This window comes from Mesorhizobium sp. M4B.F.Ca.ET.203.01.1.1 (assembly GCF_004791025.1).
GTDB lineage: Bacteria > Pseudomonadota > Alphaproteobacteria > Rhizobiales > Rhizobiaceae > Mesorhizobium > Mesorhizobium abyssinicae.
This window is the reverse complement of sequence record NZ_SRUO01000038.1, coordinates 1-3,816: the sequence shown is the minus strand read 5'-3', so window position 1 is coordinate 3,816 and position 3,816 is coordinate 1. Positions and strand designations below refer to the sequence as shown.

Annotated in this window: 2 protein-coding genes; one reads left to right on the top strand and one right to left on the bottom strand. The window is 65.2% G+C overall.

Going from position 1 to position 3,816, the window contains the following annotated elements:
- Nucleotides 1–186 precede the first annotated feature (186 nt).
- A complete protein-coding gene (locus EN846_RS33485) occupies nt 187–1,080 on the bottom strand; it encodes a D-alanyl-D-alanine carboxypeptidase family protein (protein ID WP_127393961.1) in 894 nt (297 codons plus the stop codon).
- A 528-nt stretch (nt 1,081–1,608) separates the two neighbouring features.
- On the opposite strand from EN846_RS33485, the gene EN846_RS33475 reads away from it, so the two are divergent.
- A complete protein-coding gene (locus tag EN846_RS33475; RefSeq protein WP_127393960.1) occupies nt 1,609–3,525 on the top strand; it encodes a methyl-accepting chemotaxis protein in 1,917 nt (638 codons plus the stop codon).
- Nucleotides 3,526–3,816 lie beyond the last annotated feature (291 nt).

The following is a 3,816-nucleotide window of genomic DNA, read 5'->3' as shown; positions in this document are numbered from 1 at the left end:
CATCGCCAGAAACGTCCTCCAGGCAGCCGATGCCGACAAAGTCCCCATCAGCCACCGCATCAAGAAATGCGCCTGGAACGACGACTATCTCATCCAGGCGCTAACCCATATGCGATAGCCCTGCCCTCGTGGGGGAGATGGCCGGCAGGCCAGAGGGGGGCGCCTCGGGCCGGCGTTGCAAAACTTCTACGGTTCCGGCAACCCCGGAAGCGCCGACCCCGTCGGCTGCTGCCCCGCGTACATCAGCCGCGTTTTCGCCTCCGCCGCCATCGGCGACAGGCTGCGCTGGATCAGCGCCTCGACATGGTCGTTGCGCTGGCGCGCGCTCTCGGCGCCCATCACCACCACGATCAGCTGGCGGCCGTCGGCATTGTAGGAGGTGACAATGTTGTAGCCGGAGGCCCTGATATAGCCGGTCTTGATGCCGTCGACGCCGCGCACCCGGCCGAGCATGTCGTTGTGGCCGCGCACCAGCCGGCCGCGGAACATGAAGTCGCTCTCGGAGAAATAGTGGAAATGCTGCGGGAAGCGGTGCTCCAGCGCCATGCCCAGCACCGCCATGTCGCGCGCCGTCGTCATCTGGCTGTCGTCAGGCAAGCCGGACGCGTTGCGGAAGCTGGTGCTGGTCATGCCGAGGCTTCGCGCCTTGGCGGTCATCATGGCGGCGAACTGGTCTTGCGAGCCGCCGAGATATTCGCCGACCGCCACCGCCACGTCATTGGCCGACTTGACCACGATCGCCCGGATGGCGGAATCGACGTCGATCGTCTCGCCGCGCCTAAAGCGCAGCTTGGTCGGCGGCTGCCGGGCGGCATTGTCCGAAACCGGGATCTGCGTCTCCTTGGCTATGCGGCCGCTCTCCAGCGCCTCGAACAGGAGATAGAGCGTCATCATCTTGGTCAGCGAGGCCGGATAGCGCTGTGCCGTCGAATTGACCTCGAACAGCTGCTTGCCGCTGCGGGCATCGACGACGATCGCCGCATAGCGCTGCGGCTGCGCCGGCACCGCCAATACACTGTCGGGCGGCGCGACGGTGGTGCACCCGGCGACCATCGCCAGCAGCGCGAACGCCATCATCATTTTCTGGAGGAGCGGGAAAGTGTCGGACAGGCGCAAGTCGGATCCGGCTGTTGCTGAGAGGGCCGGACCCTAGCCTAAGCCGATTGCTGCGTCCAACTGGTTAACGGGGGTATCAAGGTGTCTCAACAGCTTAGGCGGGCGACAGGCTCTGAACGACATCAACGCCGGCGCTGCCCCTCACCTGCCTGCCGGCACCCTCTCCCCGTATAGTGACGGGGCGAGGGGCGCTCTCATCGCCGCTTTCGCCAATCACCAACGTTGCAAGAAAGGCGCCAACGCTGCGGCCAGCCCCATTTCTCCCCGTCACTATACGGGGAGAAATGCCCGGCAGGGCAATGAGGGGCGGCGCCGACTTCGGCAAATTGGCGATTCCTGCGCGAGCGGCGCCATACCTTGCAGCTCGTCGCTATCGCTTCGTCGGGCGACACCTCCCACACCCCACCGCCCCGAAAACGCCCGTTTCCTGGCCTGTTTTCCCGGCGGGGCCGCGCTGCTACCATGCGTGCGGCATTGGTTTGGGGGATCGACATGACAGGTGACATCGGCGCGGCCGCGCCTTCTCTTATCCGGGCATCGCTCAGCCGCACCGGCAAATGGGCGGGCAGCGTCGCGTTCGTCAGCGGCGCGGTATCGGACGTGCTCAACCCGCTGGGGCCGTTCGCCGCCTATATCGCACTGGTTGCCGCGATCGCCGCCGCGATCATCGCCGTCGCCATCGTGCTCAGGCTGGTGCTGGCGACCAAAGCGATGCCGGCGCTGATCTTCGCCACCAGTGCGGCGGCGATCGCCAGCGGCGTCTACGCGGTCCAGCAGGAGACGAATTCGCAGAACGGCATCATCGCCACCCTGGTGCCGGCGGTGGCCGGACTGCAGCAGTCGCTGGGCATCGTCTCCGAAAAGGTCGCCAAGATCGAAAAGACCGTCACCGAGACGCAAAAGACGGTCGAGGAGGTCAAGAAGTCGACCGACACGGTGGCGCAGAAGACCGAGGAGATCGCCGCCGCCGAAAAGCAGCAGACCGAGCAGGGCGCTCAGACCCAGAAGACGGTCGAGGCGGTCAAGCAGTCGACCGACACCGTTGCGCAGAAGGCCGAGGAGATTGCCTCGGCCCAGAAACAGCAGACCGAACAAGGCACGCAGACGCAGAAAGCCGTCGAGGCGGTCAAGCAGACCACCGACACGCTGGCCGCCGGCCAGCAGCAGGCGGCCGCGCAGGCCGAGAAGCTGCAGGCGACGACCGAGCAGATCGCAGCTTCCATCGACACCATCGCCAAGGGCTTTGCCGCGCTCGCCGCGCAGGGCGGCGCGATCGCCGATCCCAAGCGTCCCGACGAGTACTACCACAATGCCCGTGTCTACGAATTGTCGGGCGACATGCTGAACGCGCGGCGATCCTATCTCGCCTTCGCCAACTTCGATGTCGACGCCGTCGATCCCTACACGCGCTTCGCCACCTTGCTTCGGGTCCAGGACGGCAAGGCCGGCGCCCGCGAGGTGTTCGGCCAGCTTGCCGACAAGGCCAAGGCGCCGGCGATCAAGCTCGTCCATCTCGAACAGTTCGACGATGCCCAGCGCCTCGACAAGCTCAACGCCTTCATAGCGGCCCATCCCGACTACGCCCCGGCCTATTTCCTGTTGGCGCAGGAGTTTTCCGAGGATCGCCTCGGCAGCCAGTCGCTGTCCGACAAGCGCAGCGAGGCCGAGGCGCTGACCAAGTTCGTCTCCTACGAGAAGGAAGGCGGGCTGCTCAAATATTTCGTCGACCAGACCCAACTAGCCGACTGGCTGGAGCGCAGCCGCAGCCGGCTGGCCGCGGTCGGCGACGTGCTCGATCCGCAGCGCTTCGCCCCGACATTGACGCCGATGCGCTCCAATGCCGGCTGGACGATCACCATCTCGCTGCCCGAGGCGGCGACCGGCATCTCCTGGCGACTCGGCGAGAGCGGCCCGTTCACCGACACTGGCCTGATGGCGATGAACGACCAGCGGACCGGCAAGCCGATGCCCAATCCGAGCTTCGAACTGCCGGACAGCACCGCCGCCACCACGATCGGCATCAAATATCTCGACATCAGGGGCCGCGAGACCGGTCCGTTCGACATCCGTTTCGATCCGGACTCGGCCCTTCAGCAGGGCGACAAGCAGATCCTCGACCAGTTCTGGACCTCGTGGATCGCCTTCGATTCCGGCGGCAACCACGGCCTGGTCTATTTCACGCAGATGCTGTCCTACCGCTGCGCCATCAAGGAGGTTCATTACGGCCTCGACGGCGCTGCGCCCGACAAGGAGATCAAGATGCCGCCCTGCGACAAGAAGGATCCCTACGCCATCCCCTACGACTACCAGCCCTATTTCAAGGTCGCCGACAGCGTGAAGTCGATGTCGGTGCAGGTCACGTATACGGACGGCACCAAGTCGCCGGTCAGGGAGTATAAAAGGCAATAGGGGCGGCCCGTTTGTAGCGCTACCGCACCCTTTCCAACGCTGGCGCTGCCCCTCACCTGCCTGCCGGCATCCTCTCCCCGTATAGTGACGGGGAGAGGGGCGCTCTCATCCTCCCCTTTCGCCAATCAGCAACGCTGCAGGAGGGCGCCGCCGCTGCGGCCAGCTGTCCAGCCGATAGATGGGTAACAGAATGGACCGGATACATAGGTAACAGTTCTCCCCCTATGAGTCCGCTGCAGCGCCAAGCGGATTGGTTGGCGCGGCGCTGCAGCGGACAAGCGTCATACGCCT

Coding starts and splice junctions, on each gene's coding strand:
- EN846_RS33485 (WP_127393961.1), bottom strand. CDS start 1,080: ATGATGATGGCGTTCGCGCTGCTGGCGATGGTCGCCGGGTGCACCACC.
- EN846_RS33475 (WP_127393960.1), top strand. CDS start 1,609: ATGACAGGTGACATCGGCGCGGCCGCGCCTTCTCTTATCCGGGCATCG.